The sequence below is a fragment of the uncultured Campylobacter sp. genome, from assembly GCF_938030815.1.
Classification (GTDB): Bacteria; Campylobacterota; Campylobacteria; order Campylobacterales; family Campylobacteraceae; genus Campylobacter_B.
Genome location: NZ_CALHII010000129.1, coordinates 1 through 21,946 on the forward strand (window position 1 = coordinate 1; position 21,946 = coordinate 21,946).

Here is a 21,946-nt window from a genome sequence, read left to right on the forward strand (position 1 = left end):
CCGCGCCCTGACGTGCTGTTTTTGGACGAACCGACGAACAACCTCGATATCGACGCCATTTCGTGGCTCGAGTTTGAGCTAAATCGCCACACGGGCACGCTCGTGGTCATCAGCCACGACCGCCACTTTTTAAACCGCGTCTGCACGGACATCCTCGACGTTGATTTTAGGCGGGTGCGCGAATTTAGCGGCAATTACGACGACTGGTTTATCGCGTCCAATCTCACCCTCAAACAGGCGCAGTTCGAACGCGAGAAAAAGCTCAAAGAAAAGGCGGAGCTTGAAAAATTTATCGCTCGTTTCAGCGCCAACGCAAGCAAAGCAAAGCAGGCCACGAGCCGCCAAAAACAGCTCGACAAGCTCGATCTTAGCGAGCTTGCGACCTCTTCGCGCAGGGAGCCTAGCATTTTATTCAAGCCCGCGCGCGAGATCGGTAATGAAATTTTGGAGCTAAGCGGCGTGGATATGAGCTTCGGCGAGATTCAAATTTTGAAAAATTTTAATCTCAAGCTCGCTCACGGCGATAAGATCGGCATCATCGGGCGAAACGGCGTGGGCAAAAGCACGCTTTGCAAGATCATCATGGGCGAGCTCGCGCCTCTTAGCGGCAAGGTGCACATGGGCGCCACGATCGAGCCCGGGTACTTCGCGCAGGATACGAATAATAAAATTTCAGGCGAGCTCAAGCTCTACGAATATCTGCAAAGCCCGCAAAATAGGGATCTGGATGAAATTCGCAAATGCCTTGGACGTATGCTTTTTAGCGGCGCGGAGCAGGAGAAAAGCGTGGGCAGCCTAAGCGGCGGCGAGAAACACCGCGTGATGCTAAGCAAGCTAATGCTGCAACGCCCGAACCTGCTAGTGCTCGACGAGCCCAACAACCACCTTGATCTCGAGGCGATCATCGCGCTTGGCGAGGCGCTGTATAACTTCGCGGGCTGCGCGATCTGCGTGAGCCACGATCGCGAGCTCATCGACGCGTTTGCAAATAGAATTTTGCACCTCAAAGGAGGCGGCGAAATCGTCGATTTTAGGGGCACTTACGAGGAGTATCGCGAGAGCTTGGGAGCGAGCGATGATTGAGATCTGCGTAAACGGCGAACGGCTACAGCTGGCGCAGGATATGAGTGTGAGCGAGTTTTTGCGCCGGCGCGGACACGATCTGCGCCTAGTAGCGCTCGAGCGCGACGGCGAAATTTTAAAAAAGCAGGAGTGGGAGCGCACGCAGATCTCAAGCGGCAAAAAATATGAGATCGTCGAGTTCGTAGGCGGCGGCTGAGGTCGGGGCTTTGAATTGCGTTAAAAATTATGGCGACCGAGGTTTAAATCCGCGCTGAAGTTGCTAAATTTAAGCGATACGGCGACACAGCGGCTGGGGCTTAAAATTTGCACGCGCGTCGTTGAAATTTTAAGCGCGTAGCGTCGCAGCTGCATAAATAGACGCAGCGGAGACATAGCGGCGTTTGGGTTTTTAAATTGGAAGCCGCGGTAGCCTGGCGCTTGCGGCGAGCTTTTAAATTTTGCAAGCGAATTGAGCTGCGGGCGGCCTAACGCAGGAGTTTTAAAATTCGCTCCGCGGCGATAGAGTTTAAATTTTATTGCGGCAGCCGAACGTTAATTTGCGTCGCCAGCTGCGGCTGCAGGGTGTGGGTTTCAAAACTGCGTCGGCGCTACAAGCTTGAGCGCATGGCTTTAAAATTTATGCCGAAGTTGCGGGCTTTGGGCGCGAGGTTTTAAAATTTACCCCGGGATTTCTGCCGTCGTGCACTCTAAGACGTATGCTGCGACGTACCGCTTTTTCGTTGGTTCGGTTCGGCTGAAAATTTTAAATTTAGCCGCAGCGCGGATTTGTTCGGGCGTTTAGCAGCTTTTAAATTCGGCGGATCACTCTAGCGCTTCTCGACTTTAAATTTAACCGATAAGTTGGGTTAATGCGCTAAATTTAGCGGATTTGGCTTGCGCGCGTTTAGGTTTAAGCTAATATTTGGCGATGAGATTGTGAAATTCAGTAGATTTGATTCGCACGCTGTATGCGGATAGCGGCGCATCGTGAGCTTTTCGCATACAGCGCGATTCGATAAGGCAAAACGCTCGCACGACGCGCGCGGTAAAAGGGGCTTGCGTCCGTGAAATTTATATAACGGACGATAAATTTTTTTAAAGAGCGCTAAAATGGGCTGAAGCAAAAGTACGCGATACGGTGCTGAAATTTTATCGATTGGGCTTGCTTCGGGTTTACGCGCGATTGATCGTAGCGTTTCGCTAGTCGCAAGACGAAGCACACTTGCGTTAAGCTCAAGTGCGGCGCGCTCGTTAAATTTAGCTTCATCGCGGTGCGAATCGGTCTTTTGCGGTAAGTATAAACCGCTACCGTGCGAAGTGGACCGATGAAGCGGCCGATTTGTGCACTTTGCTAGGTTGTAAAATCCTTAAAATTTGCAATCTAACACGATGCAATGAAGGGCACAGGGTCGAAGCTCGCGCGGCGAGGCTCGGGCGCGCAAAAAGATAAAATTTAGGATCAAAATGCAGATAAAATTAAACGGCAAAGCTTACGAAACGGGCGCGAGCGATCTTGAGGGGCTGAAGCGCGAGGTTAAATTTAGCGGTGAGATCGCCGTGATAAACGGCTATGCGAGCAAGCAAAACTGCGAGCTGAAGGCGGGCGACGAGCTCTTTTTGCTTGCCCGCGGTGCTGATCTGGCGCCGCAGGAGCTTCGCGAGCTGATGCTTGCTCGCAACGCCCCTGCCGTAAATGAGGCGCTGCAAGGCTCGCGCGTGGCGATCTGCGGGCTCGGCGGGCTCGGCTCAAACGTCGCGATCCTGCTTGCGCGCGTAGGCGTGGGCGAGCTCTTTTTGATCGACTTTGACGTCGTCGAGCCGACCAACCTCAACCGCCAGCAGTACGAGATCAGCGATCTTTACAAGCCCAAAACGGCCGCTCTGCGCGAAAAAATCGCGCGCATAAACCCGTTCGTACGCGTGCAAACCTTAAACGAGCGACTTACCGCGCAAAACGTAGCCGAAATTTTAAAAAACGAGCGTATAATTTGCGAGTGCTTCGACGACGCGGCGGCGAAAGCGATGATTTTCGATGCGCTCGGCGGCACGGATCGCTTTTTGATCTGCGCTAGCGGTATGGCTGGCAGCGGCGGCGGCAACGAGATCCGCACGACGCGGCTCGGCAAAAACGTCTTTGTCTGCGGCGACTGCAAAAGCGCCGCGGCTCAGGGCGTGGGACTGCTCGCGCCGCGCGTGGCGATCTGCGCCGCACATCAGGCAAACGTCGCGCTTAGGCTGATTTTGGGCGAGGAGGGCTAGGCCTGGCCGCTCATCGCGCGCCTGCATTTCTAAATTTACGCGCCTTTGTGCATTGCCGCTAAATTTAAGCCTCGCGCGATCATTTTGAGAAGCAGAGGGTGTTTCGGCGATATACGGCGCGTTTAAAAACGGTATGAAATTTACCGCGCGCCGAGCAAATTTAGCCGCGTCGTATAAATTTAAAACTGCGCTCCGGCATAAAATTTTAAACAGCACTTTGAAATTTTACGCTGTCTGTCTGCGACATAAAATTTGACGGGAAATTTTAGAGCCTCGATACGGCGTCGTGCAGCGTGTAAAACGGCGTATAGAAGCAGGGCGCGCAATCTGTGCCGTAATCTCGCGCTGTGTATAATGCGCCGCGCAAGCACTGATATTGCGCTATTTGCGCCGTATGCGAAAATAAAATTTAAACTAAAGAGGATAGAATGGACGATAAACTGATCTTAGGCGGCAAGGAGTTTAGCTCGCGCCTGATAATGGGCTCTGGCAAGTTCGATCACGCGATGATCGACGCCTGCGTGCGGCACGCGGGCTGCGAGATCGTCACGCTTGCGCTGCGCCGCGTAAACGAAAGCAAGAGCCGCAATATCTTGGATTTCATCCCCCGCGGCGTCACGCTGCTGCCGAACACCAGCGGCGCGCGAAACGCCGAGGAGGCGCTGCGGATCGCACGGCTCGCGCGCGAGCTAGGCTGCGGCGACTTCGTAAAGATCGAGATCATAGGCGACAGCAAATACCTTCTGCCCGACAACACTGAGACGATCAAGGCCTGCGAGGTCCTGGCACGCGAGGGCTTCGTGCCGCTTGTCTACATGCACGCCGATCTGTGCGTCGCTCGTGATCTGGTAAGCGCAGGAGCCGCCGCCGTGATGCCTCTGGCCGCGCCGATCGGCTCCAACCGCGGGCTGATGATGCGCGGGATGATCGAAATTTTGCTAGACGAAATCGACGTGCCGATCATCGTAGATGCGGGGCTCGGCGCGCCTAGCGAGGCCTGCGAGGCGATGCAGATGGGCTGCGCTGCGGTGATGGTAAATACGGCGATCGCCACGAGCGGGGATCTGGCGCTGATGGCGCGGGCGTTTGCGCTCGGCGTGCAGGCAGGGCGCGATGCCTATCTGGCGGGGCTCGGCGCCGTTTCTAAGACAGCCTGCGCAAGCTCGCCGCTAACGGGATTTTTGAGATAGCGGTTAAAATTTTAAACGCGCCTGGTTGTGTGAGCCGCGTTTTTTGCGCCGAATTTGCATTTCTTGGGTTTGTATAGATACATATCGCGCAAGGTTTTTGCGCCATGTGAGTTAAATCTCAGCACACTTTGTTAAGCCCTATGCCGAACGATATAAATTCCGCATTTCGCTAGGCATCTTAAAGTGTAGTGGCGAAAAGTATAATTTGGCAGCGGCGTAGCACGCAGCAGGCTCGGCGATCAAATTTTAAAATTTAATCGGGCTAGGTAGCCTGATCGAGAGAAACCCGATTGATCGGCGGGCTATTTTAGCATGTCGTATTTATCGCAGTATTCTCGTAAAGAGTCTTTATCGTAGCCGAATAACCCTGGGTGTTTTTTGCCCATTTCGCAGGCCTTTTGATAGTATTGTGTCGCCCTTGCTCTGTCGCCACCTGCTTCAAGAACTGAAGCAAAATTCCCGCACGCCATCCAACTTCCCGCATCGCAGGCTCTTCTGGCATATCCCATAGCCCGCGTCATATCCATTTTAATCCCTTTACCATTTGCATACATATAACCTAAATTGTTGCAGCCGTCTGCATATCCGCCGTCGCAAGCTTTATCGAATAGTTCGACAGCCTTTTTATAATCTTTTTTCACCCCTTTGCCACCATGATACATTGCTCCCAAATCCGAGCAAGCTACATAATCGTTTCCGTCGCAAGCCTTTTTAAAGTAGTAAAGTGCTTTTTTATAATCCCTATCGGATGCGTTTCCCCCGAACAAGGTCGGATTTTTATAAAGAGCGCCGGCGTAACTGCAAGCCTCAAAATCACCTGCTTCGCAATTTTGCTCAAATTGTTTAACTTGCTCTTTGCTAAAAGTTATGCCAAAAGCCAAAGAGCCCAACAGGGCTAAACCTAAGATGATTTTTTTCATTACTTCTCCTTAAAATTTTACGAAAGTATATTCTTTCATCTTTTAATAATCACTAAAATTTAAAATGCGAACGGGGCGCTCCGTTTTAAAATTTTTTACCGAAATCCTGCTAAAATGCGCTTCTAAACCAAACGAAAAGAAACTTTGCGACGCCTAAATTTACACGCAAAAATGTGCCGTGTGGAATTTAAATGAAAATTTAAAAGGAAAATTTAAAGATGATGGGGATCGGCTATTTAGCGGGCATGGAGGATATCGGAAGCGAGATGATGGAGCACACGCTTGCTCTGCGCGAGGGCTTTTGCGAGGAGGCGAGCGAGGCTGACGTGCAAAGGGCGATCGGCGCGAAAAATAGAAGTCTGCGCGATTTTGCCGCGCTACTAAGCGTGCGCGCAGGCGAGCATTTGGAGCAGATCGCGCAAGCTGCAGCGCGCGAGAAGGCGGCGCATTTTGGCAGCAACATCGCCGTTTTCACGCCGATTTACATTTCAAACTACTGCGACAATCTGTGCGTTTACTGCGGCTTTAACTGCAAAAACAAAATCGCGCGCGCAAGGCTCGATGAGGCGCAGCTAAAGGCGGAGTTTGAGGCGATAGCGGCGAGCGGGCTGGAGGAAATTTTGATCCTCACGGGCGAGAGCGAGAAAAACAGCCCCGTGCGCTACATCGGGCGCGCCTGCGAGCTCGCGCGGCAGTATTTTAAGGTAATCGGCGTCGAAATTTATCCGCTAAACTCCGCTGATTACGCCTATCTGCACGCTTGCGGCGTCGATTTCGTTACCGTTTTTCAAGAAACCTACGACCCCGCGCGCTACGCGCAGCTGCATCTTGCGGGCAACAAGCGGGTTTTTGCGTATCGCTTCGCAGCTCAAGAGCGCGCGATTAGAGGCGGTATGCGCGGCGTGGGCTTTGCGGCGCTTTTGGGGCTCGGAGACTTCCGCCGCGATGCCTTTGCCACGGGTGTGCACGCGTGGCTGCTTCAGCGCAAGTACCCGCGCGCCGAGACCTCCTTTTCGGTGCCGCGCCTGCGCCCGATCATCAACAACGACAAAATAAACCCGAAAGACGTCGGCGAGCGCGAGCTACTGCAGGTGATGTGCGCGTATCGGCTGCTGCTGCCAAGTGCGCAAATCACGATCTCCACGCGCGAGAGAGCGGGCTTCCGCGATAATGCGATCAGGATCGCGGCAAGTAAAATTTCGGCGGGCGTAAGCGTGGGTATCGGCGGGCACAGCGAGCAGAGGGGCGACGAGCAGTTTGAGATCAGCGACGCGCGCAGCGTAAGCGAGGTCTGCGAGGCGATCCGCGCAGACGGGCTGCAGCCGCTGATGAGTGAGTATATCTATGTCTAAAAGCGCGGATATGCGAGCTTGCGCCGCGAAACTTCAGCACGAGAGGCTTGCTTCGGCGGCGAAATTTTTAGAATTTTATGCGGCGAAATTCTGCGCTCGCATGGGTAAAATTTGCAATGCCTTTTTAAGAGGCGAGATTTGCGGTGCGTTACTTGCGGGCAGATTTGGTGCCGCTAGACGCAGCAAAATTCGTAGCGCAAAATATGGTGCTGAGTTTTGCAGTGCTGCACGCCGCGATAAAATTTATGGCGTTATGGCGGATAATAAAATTTTAGGCACCGCGTTAGCGGGCGTTAGGAATTTTGGACTCAAAAATGCGCGTGTAAATTTGAGGCCTAGGAACACATACGAGGATTTAAAATTTAAAGGTAGCGCAAATTTCGAGCCCGCGGGTGACGTAAATTTTAAATTTAAAAACGGCGCGAGCTTTGGGTTCTTATGCAGCGGCAACGCAAGGTCGCTAAAATCGAGGAGCTGGGCGAACGCTTTGAGCCTTAGCGCTGCGGCGGAAATTTTAGACCTTGTTTCGGCGGGCGAAATTTTGAAATATGGCGTGACGGCGGGGATTTCGGCGCTCGCCCTAGCAAGTAAAATTTTAATCCCTAGCATCGCAGGCGAAATTTTAAATTTTAGCGCGGCGCCACGCACGGATGTTGAGTTTAAAGGAGCGGGCACATGCTAGATTTAGAGCTTGCTTCGCGCATTACGATCATTACGAACCGCGCGCTCTGCGGCGGTGAGGCGGCGCTGCTCGCGCGCATAGCGGATCTTGCCGCGGCGGGCGTAGGCGAGATCGTCGTGCGCGAAAAAGACCTGAGCGAGAAAGCTTACGCGGCGCTGTTTGGTAAAATTTTAAATGCCTGCGAGAGCGGGTTTTGTGCGGATAAAGCCCGTGCGGTCGGAATTTTTGCGAATGAAGCTCGTACCGCTAAATTTAGTGAAACCCAAGCTTTTGCGAACGGATTAGACGTAAGCGCGGCCTACGCGGATAAAATTTTGCTCTGCAAGCGCGGCGCAGACGAAGTTTCTCCAAAAAAGCTCCATTTGGGCGGCGGCAGGAGCGAGCTTTGCGCGGATGCGGCCCACAAGCACGGTGTCGCTACAGATGAGACACAGCCTAAAAATTCCGTTTGCGTTTTAGATGAAATTTCGTCTGAAAATTTTACCGGCGCCGCAAGCGAAACAAAACCCACGGTTGAGATCGCATGGAGCGCAGTAAATGCGGAAAGTATGCAGGGTGCGCAAAGTACAGAAAATGCGAATGATGTGCATAGTGCAAAAAACGCGGGGAACTCGCAGAGCGCAGAGAGGGCAAGGCACCTGCCCGCGATCTTTGTGCATAATTTTGCAGATTTTGCGCTGCGGGCGGGCGAGAGAAATTTATGGCTGCCGCTCGGGGTTTTGCGGAGCTTCAGCGCGGCGCGCGGCGCGGAGTTTTTGCGCGCAAATTTCAAAAAACTGGTCGCTTCCTGCCACAGCGAGGCGGAGGCGCGCGAGGCGCTGGAGCTGGGCGCGAGCGCGATCTGCCTGAGCCACATCTTTGCGACCGATTGCAAGGCGGGGCTAGCGCCGAGGGGGCTAAATTTGATCCGCGCCGTGCGGGAGTTTTTCGCGGGCGAAATCTATGCGCTGGGCGGCATAACGCCGCGCAATTTCGCTTCCGTCCTACGCGCGGGAACCGACAGGATCGCTGTTATGAGCTCAGCGATGGCGACGTGGGACGCGAGCGATTTCATAAGAAAATTTAAGAAATGAATCGATCCGAAAATATGGTCCGTTTCTTTTGCCGCGCCTTGCCGCCGTCATTGCGCTGCATGCGGTGCGACACAAAAACACATATTTTAATAAAATCAAAAGCTCACGAAATGGGCGCGATTTATTGCGATTTAAGCCTGAAATTATAAAATACGAGCGTTTAAGCTTAAGGATATTTTTTGGATAAAGTGCTGCTTGAGGAATCTAAAAAGCCTCTAAACGAACGACGTCGGACTTTCAAGCAAAAGCTTTGAAAAGGCGCTAGCGCTGACATCTTTGACGATGCGGATTTAAGCGATGCAACGGATCGCAGATCATTAAATTTAAACGATGCAAATTTGAGTAGTAAAAGCTTTAAAAATGCGAATTTTAATCAAACAGACCCCGAATCGCAACCCGATCATCTTTGCGGCGCAAATTTCCGAGATAGAAATTTAAACGACATGAATTTAAACTCAAAAGATGAGATAAAATTTCAAAATTTAAACCCGGGTGGTATTTCATCACGGGGCGCTAAAACTCGTGATTACGACAAAGAGCCGATAATCATAAAAGATCACGCTATAATTTTAAATGCTATCATCGGCGCGATTTATATCATTACTACGATATTGATGGCGATATGCGGTAAATTTTCCGCCCAGCAAATTTTATTTCTCGTTTTGCTGGATTGCTGTTTTTCACTCAGAGCATTAAATAAATTTTCAAATTTCGGAAAGTGCTATATATGCTTTAAAAATGACGATATAACCCTATACTCTAAAAAGACGGAAGCCGTTTTATATGAGACCAAAATTTCAGATATAGCTTGTATTAAACGAACCACGGGGCCGTCATATCCCGAAATATCAAAAAAGACAAAATGCTTTATGCTGCTATTTGCTTTTATATACTTGCTTTTAGTTTTTTTCGTAGCGGTAGTGATAGACGGAAGGGAGAAAAATTTTTGGATAATTTTTGCGGTAATTATATCTATTAGCTTCTTTCCTTTATTGCTATATAGGCTTTTTAACGGGCTAGGCTTTGATATTATAAATGACAGCATATTGATATATGACAAAAGTTCTTTTATAGAGGCTTCGTTTCTAAGCAGCAAAGAATACAGGGAATTAAAGACCTATTTTCTACTAAAAATAGGAAAAAATTTAGATAAAATCCCGCCGCAAATTTTTGTATAGATCATAAAAGCGGACTCTATTTGAAATTTATCTTAAATTATGATCGATTAAATTTGCCCTTTTTCGGCGACATGAAAACGATGACGTTTGAAGCGAGCAGGGATAAATTTGAACAAAATTTTACCTCGTAAATTTACGAAGTCTCATTCCACGAGCCGCGCGCGGATGTCACCGAAGAGCAGCACGTCCTTCAAAACGGCGCGATCGGCGTAACCGCGTTCGTTTAGGCTCAGGTGCAGCTCGCCTCGGCTGCTCGAAAATATCGGCTGGTTGATGAAAACCACGTAAATCGCTGCAGCCTGCTTATCTGCGCCCGCGCCGCGCCCTTTAAAATTTGCGTCCGTTGTGCCGGTTTTCGTGTCTGCTCCGCTAGAGCTTGCGCTTGCCACTGCGCCGGAGTTGGCATCCGTCTCGCTAGGCGGCGCGACGCCAAGCTCGCTCGCGATATTTGCAGCGGCGCTTCCGCGCGGTATTTGAATGTCGATCCTTCCGTCGGCGCTCTTTGCGCCTGCGGCTCGGACGAAAAATTTATCGCCCGAGTGCGGGATTTTAGAGAAATTGAAAAACAAACTCAGCAGGTCGTTCGTCGCAAAATAGGGCAGAATTTCGTCGCTTACGAGCTGTAGCTCGCCGCCCGTGCCCTTGAGCTTTTGAAATTTTATCGTTTTGCGCGCGTAGTCGAAGGCGTAGATTTTGCGCTCGTTTTTCGTCGTTTTGCCTTTTTTGCGCGAGACCTCGTGGACGTAGAGATCGGGGACCAAAAGTTCCGCCACGACGCGCCCCTTTGAGCGGAAGCTTTCGCGCCTTTGCCCGCTTAGGCTGCCCGCGACGCCCTGCGCAACGGCGTCCATTACGATCTCGTAGCGATCGCCCTCGCGCACGAGTCGCGTATTTGCGCTGCCGACCGCGCCGAAAACGCCGAACGAAATCTCATATTTCGCGCTGATCGTCTCACCAAAAAGCGCACTCGCGCACAAAATCAAAGTAGCAAAAAATTTCATCCTTATCGTCCTTCCGCTTTTCGGCGCCCCATCATACGGCGCCCGTTAAATTTACGCTCTTCGCTGCTCGTAAAGCTCGCGCGAAAATCTGCGCCGCGTTTGTAAAATTTACCATAAAAAGCAAAACTCGCGCCGCCTATTTCATTTTCTCCATAGCGCGATTAAATATCAGCCGCCGCTCCTTGCCGTCGTGAAAGGCCGCGCCGTGTGCGCCTAAAGACACCGACTGTCGCCGCTTTTATATTTACGATGTATATACGGCTCGGCGCGCGCTTGCCAGAAATCGGAGCGATTTTATATTTCGTGCAGGCCGCTTCATCGCAAAGCGCGCCTGTGAATAAAATCAAAATTTCATATTGCGGCTATGTTTGTACTTTACACTAGCCGATTCACCGCGCCTGTAAAATTTACGTTCTTTGCGCCGCACATAAAGCTCGCGCTTAAAATTTGCGCCGTTCGTTGCGCTTGCTAGCTTGCACTTCCGTGAGGCGTCGTTTCGTGCTGCAAATGCAGCCGCGTCGGTCGTTAGTAAATCCGCTCAAATTTAAACGGCTCGCACGGGTCAAATTCGTAAATTTAATCCTTCCAAAGCCACCATTTCAGTTTGGCTTTGTCAGGACGGGGCGTATTTGCGTAGTAGCGAACCATGCGGTAAACGTAGAGGATGCACCTGTCGCTGCCGCGTCCGAGCGCCTTTGTGCGTTCATACATCTCGTCCGGATCCGCGCCCTTTAGAGAAGCGATGTCAGTGTAGCCCAGCGCCAGCAGATCGGCCTCTGTCGCCTCGCCGACATAGGGGATTTTCTTAAAATCGCTCGCACCTTTACTTAAATTTTACTCCAATCTTTATTCAAATTTCGCTCCGCTCGCTATTTGGATGAAATTTTAAAACCCCTTGAAAGTGCGGAATTTCAAAATTTCACTCGTGCGAGGCAAATTTTAGAATTTTATCCACGCGGTGCGAAAAATTTTAAAATTTTACCTCGCCGCCGGGTCGCCGCTGCGCTTATACGCGCCTCTTTTAGTGCTAAGACGCCCGTCGCCGCGCTCATTATCGGAAATTTTATCCGCAAGCTAGCAGGGAGCTTGGGCGCGGCAAAGTTTAAACATTTTTAATCCCCAACGGAGTAAATTTACGCTTCCGCCTTGCGCTAAATGCAAAAATCTGATGCGTTTGTTTCGAACTCTAACGGGTAAATTTGAACCGGTTGTAGTCGAAGCGCTATACTTTACCGCGAGTTTCAAGCTCCAACAGAGCAAATTTACATGCTAACCATACGGCGGCTATCGACAAAGTTCCTACGTTTCAAACTCCAACGGATTTTGTAAAAAAGATGACGACGACGCTTCGACGTCATCCGAGCCGCCTTTGTACGCATTTTGATTAAAATTTCTTGCGCGCGGAAACCATGCTTAAAATGATTTTGCATCAATTTTACGCAAGCTTCGGCGCTAAATTTGATCTAAAATTCGCTCGCAAATCTCGCACGGATCGGCGCTTTGATAGATCGGCCTACCGACTACTATAAAATCAGCCTCCGCCTCGCGCGCGACGCCCAGATCCGCTACTCGCTTTTGATCTGCCGTGCTCTCGCCAAACGGCCTTACGCCCGGGCAGAGCGTGATAAAATTTGCGCTCGTGGCGTCCTTTATCAGGCGGCTCTCGAACGCCGAGCAGACCATGCCGTCAAGCCCCGCTTCGTAGCTCATCACGCTAAATTTGCGCACGGCGTCGCTTAAATTTTGCTCGTAAACCGCGCTAAATTCCGTCTGATCAAAGCTCGTTAGCGCAGAAACCGCGATCACTAGCGGGCGCGAATTAAGCTTGTTTAGCCGCTGCATCACCGCGCTCATCGCGCGCTTGCCGCTGCTTGCGTGCACGTTTATCATATCTACGCCGAGCTTTGCGATCTCCTCGGCGGCGTCTGCCATCGTGTTTGGGATGTCGTAGAGCTTTAGATCGAGAAAAATTTTAAAATTTCCGAGCTTTTTTAGCTCCTCAACGAATCCCGCTCCGTCGCGCAAATATGCTCGCAGCCCAACTTTGAGCCAAATTTTATCCGAAAAGTCCGCCAGCTGCTCCGCCAGCTGCAAACACTGCTGCCTCGAGCCCAGATCAAGCGCGACGCAGAGCTTCACTGCTTATCCTTGCCGCGTACCGCGCCTTTGCTGCCCGCAGGCCTTTTTGAGAGGGCGCCTCTGCCGCCCGCAGATTTTTTCGGCGCGATAGAGCTTTTGCGCCCAGCCCTACTTTTCGGCGCAGTATTTTTACCCGCAGCGCCCTTTTTCGGCGCTGTGCTTTTGCCGACTCTGAAATTTCTATCCGCGCTCTCTTTTTTCGGCGCGGCGTCTTTGCCTCGTTCGCCTGCCTTAAAATTTTTACCTCGCTCGCCCGTTTTGAAATTTTTGCCCGTTTTCTCCGTCTTAAATTTATCTCCGGTCTTGAAATTTCCCTCCGTTTTAAATTTTTTTCCCGCGACGGATTTTTTTGCGGATGCGCTGCGAGTTTTCAAATTAGCGGGCTTTTTAGACGGTCTACTTCTGCTCGCCGTAGAATTTTTCGGCGCGCCGCCCCTCTTTGCTCTCGTAAAATTTTTTGTCTCGCCGTCCGCGCCTGCGGGGATGAAATTTTTCGCCGTATCATAGCTGTCCGAAACGGCGGAGCTTTCCGCCGCAGTGGGCTTGAAATTTTCGCTTGTCGCCGTGGATAGCTCGGAATTTACGCCTACCGTATTCGGCTTGGAAATTTTATCCGCCTCGATGTTCACGGGGCTATCTTTTAGCGCATCCAGCACGCCGTTTATAAATCTTGGCGAGATGCCAAGCTCCTTGGCGGAGTTGATCGCTTCGTTGATGACGATGCCCGCGTCGGTGTCCGTAAAGCGCAACTCATACGCCCCGAGCCGCAGTATCGCGCGCTCCAGAGCCGAAATTTCGGCGAGTTTGAATTCCTTTAAATTTTCATCTATCAGCGTATCGACCGCGGCGAGATTTTCGCTAGCGCCGCGCAGAAGCGCCAGCGTCCAGTTGCGCTGCTCGTTGCGAATACGCTTTTCTTCCAGATATTCGTCCGCAAAGTCCTCGCCGCCGCCGTTCATATCCCGGGAGTAAAGCAGCGAGATCGCAGCAAGCCTGGCTTGGTGTCTGGTGGCCATTTTACGCCTTTATGTTGCGAAATAGACTTAGAAGCTCGATCGCGCCGCTCATTGCTTCAAAGCCCTTGTTACCGGCCTTTGAGCCTGCTCGCTCGATCGCCTGCTCGATATTATCGGTAGTCAGCACGCCGAAAGTCACGGGTGCGCCGTATTTTAGCATAGTGTTTGCGATACCCTTGCTTACCTCGGCGCTTACGTAGTCAAAATGCGGTGTAGAGCCGCGGATCACCGCGCCTAGGCAGACGACGGCGTCGTAGAGCTTGGAGCTTAGCGCCTTTTCAAGCGCTAGCGGGATCTCAAAAGCGCCCGGTACCAGCATCAGGCTTAAATTTTCCTCCTTGCCGCCGTGTCGCAAAAACGCATCGTGCGCCCCCTCGACTAGGCGATCGGTGATGATGTGGTTGAAGCGGGCGTTGATGATTAGGATCTTTTCGCTGCCCTTAAGAGCAAGCGAGCCTTCGATGATTTTCATGATTTTCCTTTGCGTTAAATTTAGCGCTAAGCTTAGCTAAATTCGCCAAAATTCTAAATTAATTTCAGCATCGCGGCGCTTGAAATTATGAGAAATAACAGGCGCTTTGCGCGCAGAAATTTTCTCGCAGCGAACGAATATGCCTAAGGTCACGGCACCGATCGTGCCGATCCCGCGTATAAGACGTATGCGAGCGCCGCGCTATGTATTAAAAGCAAGCATAAATATAAAAAGTTCGCAATCACGCAGATGACGGTAAATAGCCGCTCGTGCGTACCGGCAGCGCGCTTAAGCCCCGTACGCCCGGTCGCACATAAAAAGCGCTCCGATGAGGATAAAAGAAAGCTTTGGCGTTAATAAACCGCTTAAATTTTAAATTTAAAGCGTGATTGCGACGGCTTAGATTGAAATTCATCTTAAAATTAATCCTAAATAATAAATTTTATTATTCGTTTAGAAATTTTAGGCTATAATCGCTTCAAAATTCATTTCAAGGAGAGAAAGATGTTTAAACTTAGAGAGTTGCCGTTCGATGCGGCGCACAACGCGGTCGTAAGCAAGCAAACCTGTGATTATCACCACGGCAAGCACCACGCGACCTACGTGGCAAATTTAAATAAACTTACCGAATCGGGTGAGTTTGCGGGCAAGGGGCTTTACGAGATCGTAACGGCCGCTAGCGGCGGGCTTTTCAACAACGCAGCGCAGGTTTACAACCACGATTTTTACTGGGATTGCATCGCAAAGCCTAGCGAGGCTTCCGCGGAGCTAAAATCGGCACTAGCGGAAAATTTTGCGGATTTTAAAGGCGAGTTTTTGGCTGCTGCTACGGCGCATTTCGGCTCGGGCTGGGTGTGGCTCGCTTACGATCCGAAATCGGGCAAGCTTTGCATTAAAGCGACCCAAAATGCCGCCACGCCGGTGACCGAAGGGCTCGTGCCGCTTCTAGTCGTGGACGTTTGGGAGCACGCGTATTACATCGACGAGTACAATGCGCGCCCGAAATATCTGGAGAAATTCTACGCAGGCATCAACTGGGAGTTCGTCTCAAGCGCCTATGAATGGGCGAAAAAAGAGGGTCTCGGCTCGGTGAAATTCTACATCGATGAGCTTCACGGCAGAGATTAAATTTTAAAATTTAAGCGCACGCGGCACGGCGATGCTACATAAAGCAAAACCGCCTAAACGCGCCGCCGATTCGCTGTGAGTTCGCTACGGACGCGGATCCGCTGCAGACGATAACCGCCGCCAGCAAATCGCTTAGACGCACCGTGGATTTGCTATAGACGCAGGCCCGCTGCAGAGGTAGCCGCCGCGGCGCTTGCTGCATGCCACCGATCGCTTAAAATTTTAATTCAAAGCTAGCGGCTAAATTTTAGGGCTTTTCTTGAGATTTAGTCGCAGCAATACCGCTTTTCAATCTATCTTTTAAATTTAAAATTTCATCAAAACCCGGGCGCCAAGTCCAATCAAAATTTAACCCAAAATCATCCACAGCCCGATCGCGCACATCAGCACCGAGCAGAAAATTTCGAGGTATTTCAGGTGGGTTTTCAGCAGATTTTTTAGCACCGCTCCGCCCAGCGCGTAGATGCTAAGGCATATACTTTCGCTGGTGCACAGCGTGGCGACGAGGGCGAAAGTGCGCGCGCCGAAAAGATTGCCCGCATCCAAAAATGGCGGAAAGAGCGCGGTAAAAAATATCCACGCCTTGGGGTTTGAGACCGCGACTACGAGGCCTTGGAAGAAGATATTTTCGCTGCACTTCTGTTTTTGCAGCTTGAAATTTCCGCGCGCTAAAAAAGTCGCGACGCCCAGATAGAAGATATACGCGCCGCCTAAAATTTTAATCGCGCTAAGCGCCGCAGGGTGCGCAAGCAGAATGCCCGCGACGCCGAATATACACGCAAGCGCCACGGCTGCGACGCCTAGCACCTGCGCGAGTAGCGCGGGCAGCGCCCTAAGATAGCCGCGCGAGATGCCGAGATTTAGCGCGTAGGTCATGTTGATGCCCGGCATCAGCGATATCGGGAAGATCGTAAGAAAAAATAGAAGCATTTCAAACCCCTAAATTGCAGCTAAATTTTAAATTTTATCTCTCGCGATACGGCGCCGCTGCGATAGATTTTAAAATTCTAAAATTTAACACGCTGCGTTGAGGAGAATAAAATTTTAAAATTCCGCCGCGCCGCCCCCAAGCTTTTTTGGGGTGGGAAGGGACCTCGGTTGCGAGGTCGCACTTCTCGCAGAGGCGGCGCTGCTTCCGCGCACTGTATCGCTATGCTCGCCCCAAACCCCACCTAACCCCCGACGACGCTTTACAAGGGGCAGGCTACGCCTGCGCTAAATTTATATTATAGCTGCAGCGCACTACACCGCGTAAAAACTCACGCCGCAGTGTGTGTAACAGAGCGAATGAAATTTTAAAATTCTACCGCACCGCCGCGGGTAAATTTAAAATTTAAAACTCTCGCGGCTTTAAATTTAGCCGAAAATCCCGCACACAAAGATCACCGCGATGATAAGCGGCAGGACAAATTTGACATATAAAAACCAAACTCCCGCGAGCCTCGCGCTCAAATCGCCTTCGTTGGTGAGCTCGTAGATCGCGTCCTTTTTCAGCACCCAGCCCACATAAATGCAGCACAGAAGCGCCGTTAGCACGAAAAATACGTTCGCACTTACGAAATCGAAGGCGTCAAAAACCGAGCGCCCCAGAATTTTAACGTTCGCAAGCACGCTGCTTGAGAGTATGCAGGGTAAGTTGCCGAGCACGAAGACGCCGCCGAGCGTTAAATTTACCGCCTTGAGCGTTGAAAAGCCGAAGCGCTCCTCGACGAAATTTATGATGACCTGATAGATCGTGATTGACGTCGTAAGCGCGGCGATGAGCAGGATCGAGAGAAAGACCACCGCGACGGCGTTGCCGAACGGCATGTGCGAAAACGCGATCGGCAGGCTCTTAAAAACTAACGACGAGCCGCTGCTCGGCTCAAGCCCCGCGCTAAAAAGCGACGGGAAGATCATAAAGCCCGCAAGCACGGCGATGAGGGTGTTTACGACTGCGGTGATGGTAGCCGTTTGCATCAGCTTCTCGTCTTTATTGAGGAAGCTTGATAGCGTGATCATCACGCCGAATCCGAGCGAGAGCGCGAAAAAGACCTGTCCCAAAACGTCGATCAAAAGCTTAGGCGTGATCTTTGCAAAATCAACGCTGAGGTAAAATTTCACGCCTTCCTTTGCGCCTTCCAGCGTTAAATTTGTGAGGATCACCGCGATGAAGCACAAAAATAGTGCGGGCATTAGAAATTTTACGAATTTTTCGATCCCCTCGATGATGCCGTTTTTCAAAATATACCAGTTGATCGCTATGAAAACGATCGTGTAAGCTCCGACGCTAAGCGGGCTGTTTTCGATGTGATCTGCGTAGAATTTCTGCGTAAATGCGGGATCGGTGATCCGCGCGGAGAGGTCGAAGTTGCCGCTTACGATGTTTACGATGTAGGTTAGCACCCAGCCGCCAAGGACCATATAGTAGGCCAAAATTCCAAACGCGCCGATTACGCCCATGATGCCTACGATTTTCCATGCCGGCTTTATGCGCGAGCCGTCCTTTTTGGGCGCTGCAAAGGCATCGACGCAGTTTCTTAGCGCACGGCGTCCGATGACGTTTTCTACCAAGATCATCGGGATTCCAAGTACGATCATCGCGATGCAAAATATGAGCACGTAGGCGCCGCCGCCGTTTTGCCCGACTAGATACGGAAACCTCCACGTGCAGCCAAAGCCGATCGTGGCGCCTGCGACGGTTAAGATATATGTGAGCTTGCTGCTCCAGGTCTGTCTCGGCACGCTCCCTCCTTAAAATTGCTCTTTTTTGAGCTTGTCGAGGAAATCCTCGATATTGTATTTGGCGCGGTAAGCCTCGCTGATGAGATGGACTATGATGTCGCCGAGATCGACGACGCTCCATTCATCTCCGCTTTCGATAGCCAAAAACTCCTCGCCGAGCGGCTTGAGCACGCTTTTTAGCTCCTCGATGAGCGAGGCTGCGTGGCGGGCGGTCAGCATAGTGGCGATAACTACGAATTTCGCGATGTATTCGCGCCCCTCCATATCGATGATCTGGACGTCTTCGGCTTTCTTTTCATTTAAAATTTCGGCGATCCGCTCCGCCCTTTGCTTTGGATCTTGCATATCTTTCCTTTTATAAAATTTTATGACCTCTGCTGCGATCTTGGGCGGGATTTCGCCTTTGAAATCTCGCCTAAAACCGCTTGAGCTCGCATCTACGGCAATCTCGATGCGCCTTAGAGCCGCCCACTGCCGCGGGATCTCGTAGCCGGGCCTCGTAAGCACGACAAACTCCGCTAATTTCTGCAGCTCGCTAAAATCGCGCCATTTGTGAAGCTCCGATAGGTTGTCGGCACCCACGACGATGTAGAGCTTTGAGACTATATCTGCGCCGCCTGTGCTACCTATGCAATTTACTGCGTTGCCTGCGCTATGCGCGTCGTTCGTATCATTTATGTCGCTTATGCCGCTCGCATCGCTTGCGTTGTTTGCTTGGCCTGCGCCGTTCATATTATTCGTGCCGTTTGCGTTATCATTTGCTTTACTTGCGCTGCTTACGTTATTTGCTCTACCCATGCCGTTTGTTTCATTTGCGCTACCGCTTACATTGCATACGTCGTTTGCACTACCGCTTGGAATTTTATTCGCGCCCGAAATTTCATCCGCATCCGAACTCTCGCTCGCTATGCTACTTGGAATTTCGCGGTTTTTTGCGTTTAAAATTTCGCTCGCATTTGAAATTTTATCTGCGTTTTGGATTTTACTCGCGCCGTCCTCGCTGCCCGCGTTACTTTGTGAAATTCCGTCCATTTCGCTTTTGCTACCAATCGAAATTTGATCCGCTATTCCGCCTTGCAGAGCTTCGTTTTTTGCGTTAGCGGGGATGCTAGTCCCGTCCGTAATATCGGCGGTGCAGGCATCGTCGCTTGAAATTTTAGCTATGCCGTACGACAAAACCCTATCCGCCTTGCCGGGCAAAATTTTGCCCGCGCTGCCCGAAATATGAGCACCGGCAGAAATTTTATTCGCAATATTTGCGCCGTTAGGTAAAGCCCTATCCGTTACGGCTGTCGGGGTTTCGCTCGTCGAGGCTGCCGCCTCCGCCGCGATTTTGCCGTATTTTTCGAGCAGAAATTTCACGCTTTGTATCGTGGGTACCGGCACATTTTGCAAAATTTCATAATCGCTCACCTCCACATGCGGGGCATCGCTCCACAGCGCGCGGCACCATCTAAGCCGCAGCTGCGGCGGCGCCGAAAAGCTCTTTTTAAACGGGTTTAGAAACGACGGCATTATGACCAACAAATCAGGCTTTAGGCCAGATAAGATCGCCTTTACCGCGGCATCGTGTCCTGCGTGTGGCGGATCGAAACTGCCGCCGAAAAGCGCGATCTTCACGCGTCCGCTCCGCGCCGCTCCGCGCCGCGAAATTTCTCGCCCTTTGCCGCAAATTCTGCGCCGTAAAATCTTGCGCGCCGCAATCTTGCTTTATGAAATTTTACGCCGCAAAATTCCGCTTCGCCGAATTTTGTTGCAAAAAATCCCGTATTTTGCGGCGCGGTAAATTTAAAAGGCGCAGCGGTGCAAAGGCTAAGACCGCGTCGCAGCCCCTTTGCGGCGGCAAATTTTAAAAGCGCGCCATCGCGGAATTTTACCCAGTCGAATTTTGCTGCGTTAAATTTCATTTTAAGTTCTAAATTTGGCGTCCGGGACTTCATCTCGATAAATTTCGTGCCGTGAAATTTAGCCGCATAAAATTTCGCTGCGCGATCTAAAAAACCGGTCTCGCGCAATCTTGCTTTGTAAAATTTAAAACCGCGCACCTTAAATTTCGATTTGCATAATTCCGCGCTACGAAAGTTTGTCTTTAAAAATTCTGTTCCGCAGGTTGCAAATTTTGCGCCATGAAATTTTTCATTGCGAAATTTAAAACCGCCAAGCGCGGCATCGCGCGCCCTAGGCTCTGCGCTGCAAAATTTCGTGCTACCAAATTTTGTTGCGAAAAATCCTGCGTTTTGCAGCGCAAAAAATTCAACGCCGCGCTTTCTAAATTTTTCCGCGCAAAATCCAGCGGCTACGAAGCGGGCGTTAGAATTTGGGTTTTTGTAAGGCTTTCTCACGGGCCGCCTACATATATTTTTCTAAAACGCGCGGGATTTCGATGCTGCCGTCCTTGCGCTGGTAGTTTTCCATCACCGCGATCAGCGTGCGACCGACCGCGAGCGAGGAGCCGTTTAGCGTGTGAACGAGGCTGTTTTTCTTGCCGTCTTTGAAGCGGATCTTGGCTCTACGCGCCTGAAAATCGCGACAGTTGCTGATCGAGCTGATCTCTCTGTATTGGTTCTGCCCCGGCAGCCAAACCTCCAAATCCACGGTCTTTGCGGCGCTAAAGCCCAGATCGCCGCTGCAAAGCAGCATGTGTCTGTGCGGAAGGCCAAGGCTAGCTAGCAGATCGCTCGCGCATGAAATCATCTCTTCAAGCATCTTTGCGCTATCCTCTGGGCGCGTGATGGCGACGAGCTCAACCTTTTCGAACTGATGCTGGCGGATCATGCCGCGCGTATCGCGCCCCGCCGAGCCCGCCTCTTTGCGAAAGCAGTGGCTGTAGCTGGTGAGCTTGATCGGTAGCTCCTCGCTGCGTAAAATTTCATCATTGAAGAGATTCGTCGCCGTAACCTCACTCGTAGGGATCAGGTAGAGGTTTTGCTCCTCGTCGTCAACGCGGTAGAGGTCGTCTTTAAATTTAGGCAGCTGACCCGTGCCGTAGAGGATCTGATCACGCACCAAAAACGGCATATTTACGAGCTCGAAGCCGCGCGAGTTATTAAATTCGATCATGTAATTGATGAGAGCCATATTCAGTTTTGCGCCCAGCCCGCGAATCGCGGTGAAGCGACTGCCGCTGAGTTTTACGCCGCGCTCGAAATCAAGCCATCCCAGCGCCTCGCCGAGCTCGAAGTGCTGCTTGGGCGCGAAGTCGAACGTGCGCGGATCAAGCACCTTTTTGATACAGACGTTTTCGTTCTCGTCCGCACCGATCGGCACGTCGTCGTCGATGATATTCGGCACGCACGCGGCGATCGCTTCTAGGCTCTGCTCGCGCTCGTTTACTAGCTCGCTTAGGCTTTGGATCTTTTGCTTGTTTTCCTCAAGCTGAGATTTTAGCGCGCCTACGTCTTTGCCCTCGCGCGCGGTGAGGCCAAGCTCCCTGCTCTTTGCATTTTGCACGGCTTGGAGGTTTTCCAGCTCCGTCTTTTTAGATTTTAGCTCGTTGTAGGCATCTAGCAGCGTTTGCAGGGTTTGCGGCGGGACTTTTTTGGCGATGAGTTTTTTATTAAATTCGTCGAAATTCGTCTCGATAAGTTTTAAATTTATCATTTTCTGCCTCTTTTTGGTAATTTAAATTGCGACATTTTAACTAAAGTTTGCTTTAAATACTCAAAATAAACCCACATTTAAGCAATACGGATGAAAAAAAGTGATACAATTCCGTAATATTTTATTATGAAAGGTATTACATGAAGGCAA

18 protein-coding genes and 2 pseudogenes are annotated in these 21,946 nt (G+C 51.0%); 9 read left to right on the forward strand and 11 right to left on the reverse strand.

Going from position 1 to position 21,946, the window contains the following annotated elements; all coding sequences use genetic code 11:
- The 4 genes from Q0277_RS04760 to Q0277_RS04775 all read left to right on the forward strand — a co-directional run.
- Positions 1 to 1,083 (forward strand): ABC-F family ATP-binding cassette domain-containing protein (locus tag Q0277_RS04760; protein ID WP_297996089.1); only part of this gene is annotated, 1,083 nt, incomplete at its 5' end.
- The gene (thiS, locus tag Q0277_RS04765; protein WP_297996092.1) at positions 1,076 to 1,279 is read left to right on the forward strand and encodes a sulfur carrier protein ThiS; all 204 of its coding nucleotides are present in this window, start codon (positions 1,076 to 1,078) and stop codon (positions 1,277 to 1,279) included. The genes Q0277_RS04760 and thiS, both read left to right, overlap by 8 nt.
- Before the next feature lie 1,247 nt (positions 1,280 to 2,526).
- Positions 2,527 to 3,321, forward strand: a complete 795-nt coding sequence (thiF, locus tag Q0277_RS04770; RefSeq protein ID WP_297996094.1) for a sulfur carrier protein ThiS adenylyltransferase ThiF — start codon at positions 2,527 to 2,529, stop codon at positions 3,319 to 3,321.
- Between the two features lie 428 nt (positions 3,322 to 3,749).
- Positions 3,750 to 4,511, forward strand: coding sequence for a thiazole synthase (locus Q0277_RS04775; RefSeq protein ID WP_297996096.1), 762 nt, complete (start codon positions 3,750 to 3,752; stop codon positions 4,509 to 4,511).
- A gap of 302 nt (positions 4,512 to 4,813) precedes the next feature.
- Here Q0277_RS04775 and Q0277_RS04780 read toward each other — a convergent pair whose 3' ends face one another.
- On the reverse strand, positions 4,814 to 5,431 hold the full coding sequence (locus tag Q0277_RS04780; RefSeq protein ID WP_291939819.1) for a tetratricopeptide repeat protein: 618 nt from the start codon (positions 5,429 to 5,431) through the stop codon (positions 4,814 to 4,816).
- Between the two features lie 218 nt (positions 5,432 to 5,649).
- Here Q0277_RS04780 and thiH point away from each other — a divergent pair, with 218 nt between their 5' ends.
- From thiH to Q0277_RS04800, 4 genes are all read left to right on the forward strand, one after another.
- Positions 5,650 to 6,783 (forward strand): 2-iminoacetate synthase ThiH, encoded by a 1,134-nt coding sequence (gene thiH, locus Q0277_RS04785; RefSeq protein ID WP_297996098.1) that lies wholly within the window; start codon positions 5,650 to 5,652, stop codon positions 6,781 to 6,783.
- Entirely contained in the window at positions 6,776 to 7,465 is a 690-nt protein-coding gene (locus tag Q0277_RS04790; protein WP_297996101.1) for a hypothetical protein, read from the forward strand. Before thiH ends, Q0277_RS04790 begins: the two co-directional genes overlap by 8 nt.
- A complete protein-coding gene (locus tag Q0277_RS04795; RefSeq protein ID WP_297996103.1) occupies positions 7,459 to 8,538 on the forward strand; it encodes a thiamine phosphate synthase in 1,080 nt (359 codons plus the stop codon). The genes Q0277_RS04790 and Q0277_RS04795 overlap by 7 nt, the downstream gene beginning before the upstream one ends.
- Before the next feature lie 338 nt (positions 8,539 to 8,876).
- Entirely contained in the window at positions 8,877 to 9,716 is an 840-nt protein-coding gene (locus Q0277_RS04800; RefSeq protein ID WP_297996104.1) for a hypothetical protein, read from the forward strand.
- Between the two features lie 143 nt (positions 9,717 to 9,859).
- Here the strand turns inward: Q0277_RS04800 and Q0277_RS04805 are convergent, their stop codons facing one another.
- The 5 genes and pseudogenes from Q0277_RS04805 to ribH all read right to left on the reverse strand — a co-directional run bounded on the left by Q0277_RS04805 (position 9,860) and on the right by ribH (position 14,344).
- On the reverse strand, positions 9,860 to 10,717 hold the full coding sequence (locus Q0277_RS04805; protein ID WP_297996106.1) for a DUF3108 domain-containing protein: 858 nt from the start codon (positions 10,715 to 10,717) through the stop codon (positions 9,860 to 9,862).
- 576 nt (positions 10,718 to 11,293) lie between these two features.
- Positions 11,294 to 11,533 (reverse strand): annotated as a pseudogene (locus Q0277_RS04810) (helix-hairpin-helix domain-containing protein); the annotation flags it as partial.
- A gap of 636 nt (positions 11,534 to 12,169) precedes the next feature.
- Positions 12,170 to 12,856 carry an orotidine-5'-phosphate decarboxylase gene (gene pyrF / locus Q0277_RS04815; RefSeq protein WP_366517326.1) on the reverse strand — a complete coding sequence of 229 codons (687 nt, stop codon included), beginning with the start codon at positions 12,854 to 12,856 and terminating at the stop codon, positions 12,170 to 12,172.
- 641 nt (positions 12,857 to 13,497) lie between these two features.
- A pseudogene (gene nusB / locus Q0277_RS04820) lies at positions 13,498 to 13,872 on the reverse strand (transcription antitermination factor NusB); the annotation flags it as partial.
- Position 13,873: 1 nt separating this feature from the next.
- Positions 13,874 to 14,344 (reverse strand): 6,7-dimethyl-8-ribityllumazine synthase, encoded by a 471-nt coding sequence (ribH, locus tag Q0277_RS04825; RefSeq protein ID WP_295152917.1) that lies wholly within the window; start codon positions 14,342 to 14,344, stop codon positions 13,874 to 13,876.
- A 504-nt stretch (positions 14,345 to 14,848) separates the two neighbouring features.
- Here ribH and sodB point away from each other — a divergent pair.
- A complete protein-coding gene (gene sodB / locus Q0277_RS04830) occupies positions 14,849 to 15,472 on the forward strand; it encodes a superoxide dismutase [Fe] (protein WP_297996108.1) in 624 nt (207 codons plus the stop codon).
- A gap of 348 nt (positions 15,473 to 15,820) precedes the next feature.
- On the opposite strand, the gene Q0277_RS04835 is transcribed toward sodB, so the two are convergent.
- The 5 genes from Q0277_RS04835 to serS all read right to left on the reverse strand — a co-directional run bounded on the left by Q0277_RS04835 (position 15,821) and on the right by serS (position 21,796).
- On the reverse strand, positions 15,821 to 16,402 hold the full coding sequence (locus tag Q0277_RS04835) for a LysE family translocator (protein WP_297996113.1): 582 nt from the start codon (positions 16,400 to 16,402) through the stop codon (positions 15,821 to 15,823).
- A gap of 426 nt (positions 16,403 to 16,828) precedes the next feature.
- Positions 16,829 to 18,196 (reverse strand): sodium-dependent transporter, encoded by a 1,368-nt coding sequence (locus Q0277_RS04840; RefSeq protein ID WP_297996115.1) that lies wholly within the window; start codon positions 18,194 to 18,196, stop codon positions 16,829 to 16,831.
- 9 nt (positions 18,197 to 18,205) lie between these two features.
- The gene (gene rsfS / locus Q0277_RS04845; protein ID WP_297996117.1) at positions 18,206 to 19,816 is read right to left on the reverse strand and encodes a ribosome silencing factor; all 1,611 of its coding nucleotides are present in this window, start codon (positions 19,814 to 19,816) and stop codon (positions 18,206 to 18,208) included.
- Positions 19,813 to 20,538 carry a pentapeptide repeat-containing protein gene (locus tag Q0277_RS04850; protein WP_297996119.1) on the reverse strand — a complete coding sequence of 242 codons (726 nt, stop codon included), beginning with the start codon at positions 20,536 to 20,538 and terminating at the stop codon, positions 19,813 to 19,815. The genes rsfS and Q0277_RS04850 overlap by 4 nt, the downstream gene beginning before the upstream one ends.
- 7 nt (positions 20,539 to 20,545) lie before the next feature.
- The gene (gene serS, locus Q0277_RS04855; protein WP_297996121.1) at positions 20,546 to 21,796 is read right to left on the reverse strand and encodes a serine--tRNA ligase; all 1,251 of its coding nucleotides are present in this window, start codon (positions 21,794 to 21,796) and stop codon (positions 20,546 to 20,548) included.
- Positions 21,797 to 21,946: the final 150 nt, after the last annotated feature.

Coding starts and splice junctions, on each gene's coding strand:
- ribH (WP_295152917.1), bottom strand. CDS start 14,344: ATGAAAATCATCGAAGGCTCGCTTGCTCTTAAGGGCAGCGAAAAGATC.
- sodB (WP_297996108.1), top strand. CDS start 14,849: ATGTTTAAACTTAGAGAGTTGCCGTTCGATGCGGCGCACAACGCGGTC.
- Q0277_RS04790 (WP_297996101.1), top strand. CDS start 6,776: ATGTCTAAAAGCGCGGATATGCGAGCTTGCGCCGCGAAACTTCAGCAC.
- thiH (WP_297996098.1), top strand. CDS start 5,650: ATGATGGGGATCGGCTATTTAGCGGGCATGGAGGATATCGGAAGCGAG.
- thiF (WP_297996094.1), top strand. CDS start 2,527: ATGCAGATAAAATTAAACGGCAAAGCTTACGAAACGGGCGCGAGCGAT.
- thiS (WP_297996092.1), top strand. CDS start 1,076: ATGATTGAGATCTGCGTAAACGGCGAACGGCTACAGCTGGCGCAGGAT.
- Q0277_RS04835 (WP_297996113.1), bottom strand. CDS start 16,402: ATGCTTCTATTTTTTCTTACGATCTTCCCGATATCGCTGATGCCGGGC.
- Q0277_RS04795 (WP_297996103.1), top strand. CDS start 7,459: ATGCTAGATTTAGAGCTTGCTTCGCGCATTACGATCATTACGAACCGC.
- Q0277_RS04775 (WP_297996096.1), top strand. CDS start 3,750: ATGGACGATAAACTGATCTTAGGCGGCAAGGAGTTTAGCTCGCGCCTG.
- serS (WP_297996121.1), bottom strand. CDS start 21,796: ATGATAAATTTAAAACTTATCGAGACGAATTTCGACGAATTTAATAAA.
- Q0277_RS04780 (WP_291939819.1), bottom strand. CDS start 5,431: ATGAAAAAAATCATCTTAGGTTTAGCCCTGTTGGGCTCTTTGGCTTTT.
- Q0277_RS04805 (WP_297996106.1), bottom strand. CDS start 10,717: ATGAAATTTTTTGCTACTTTGATTTTGTGCGCGAGTGCGCTTTTTGGT.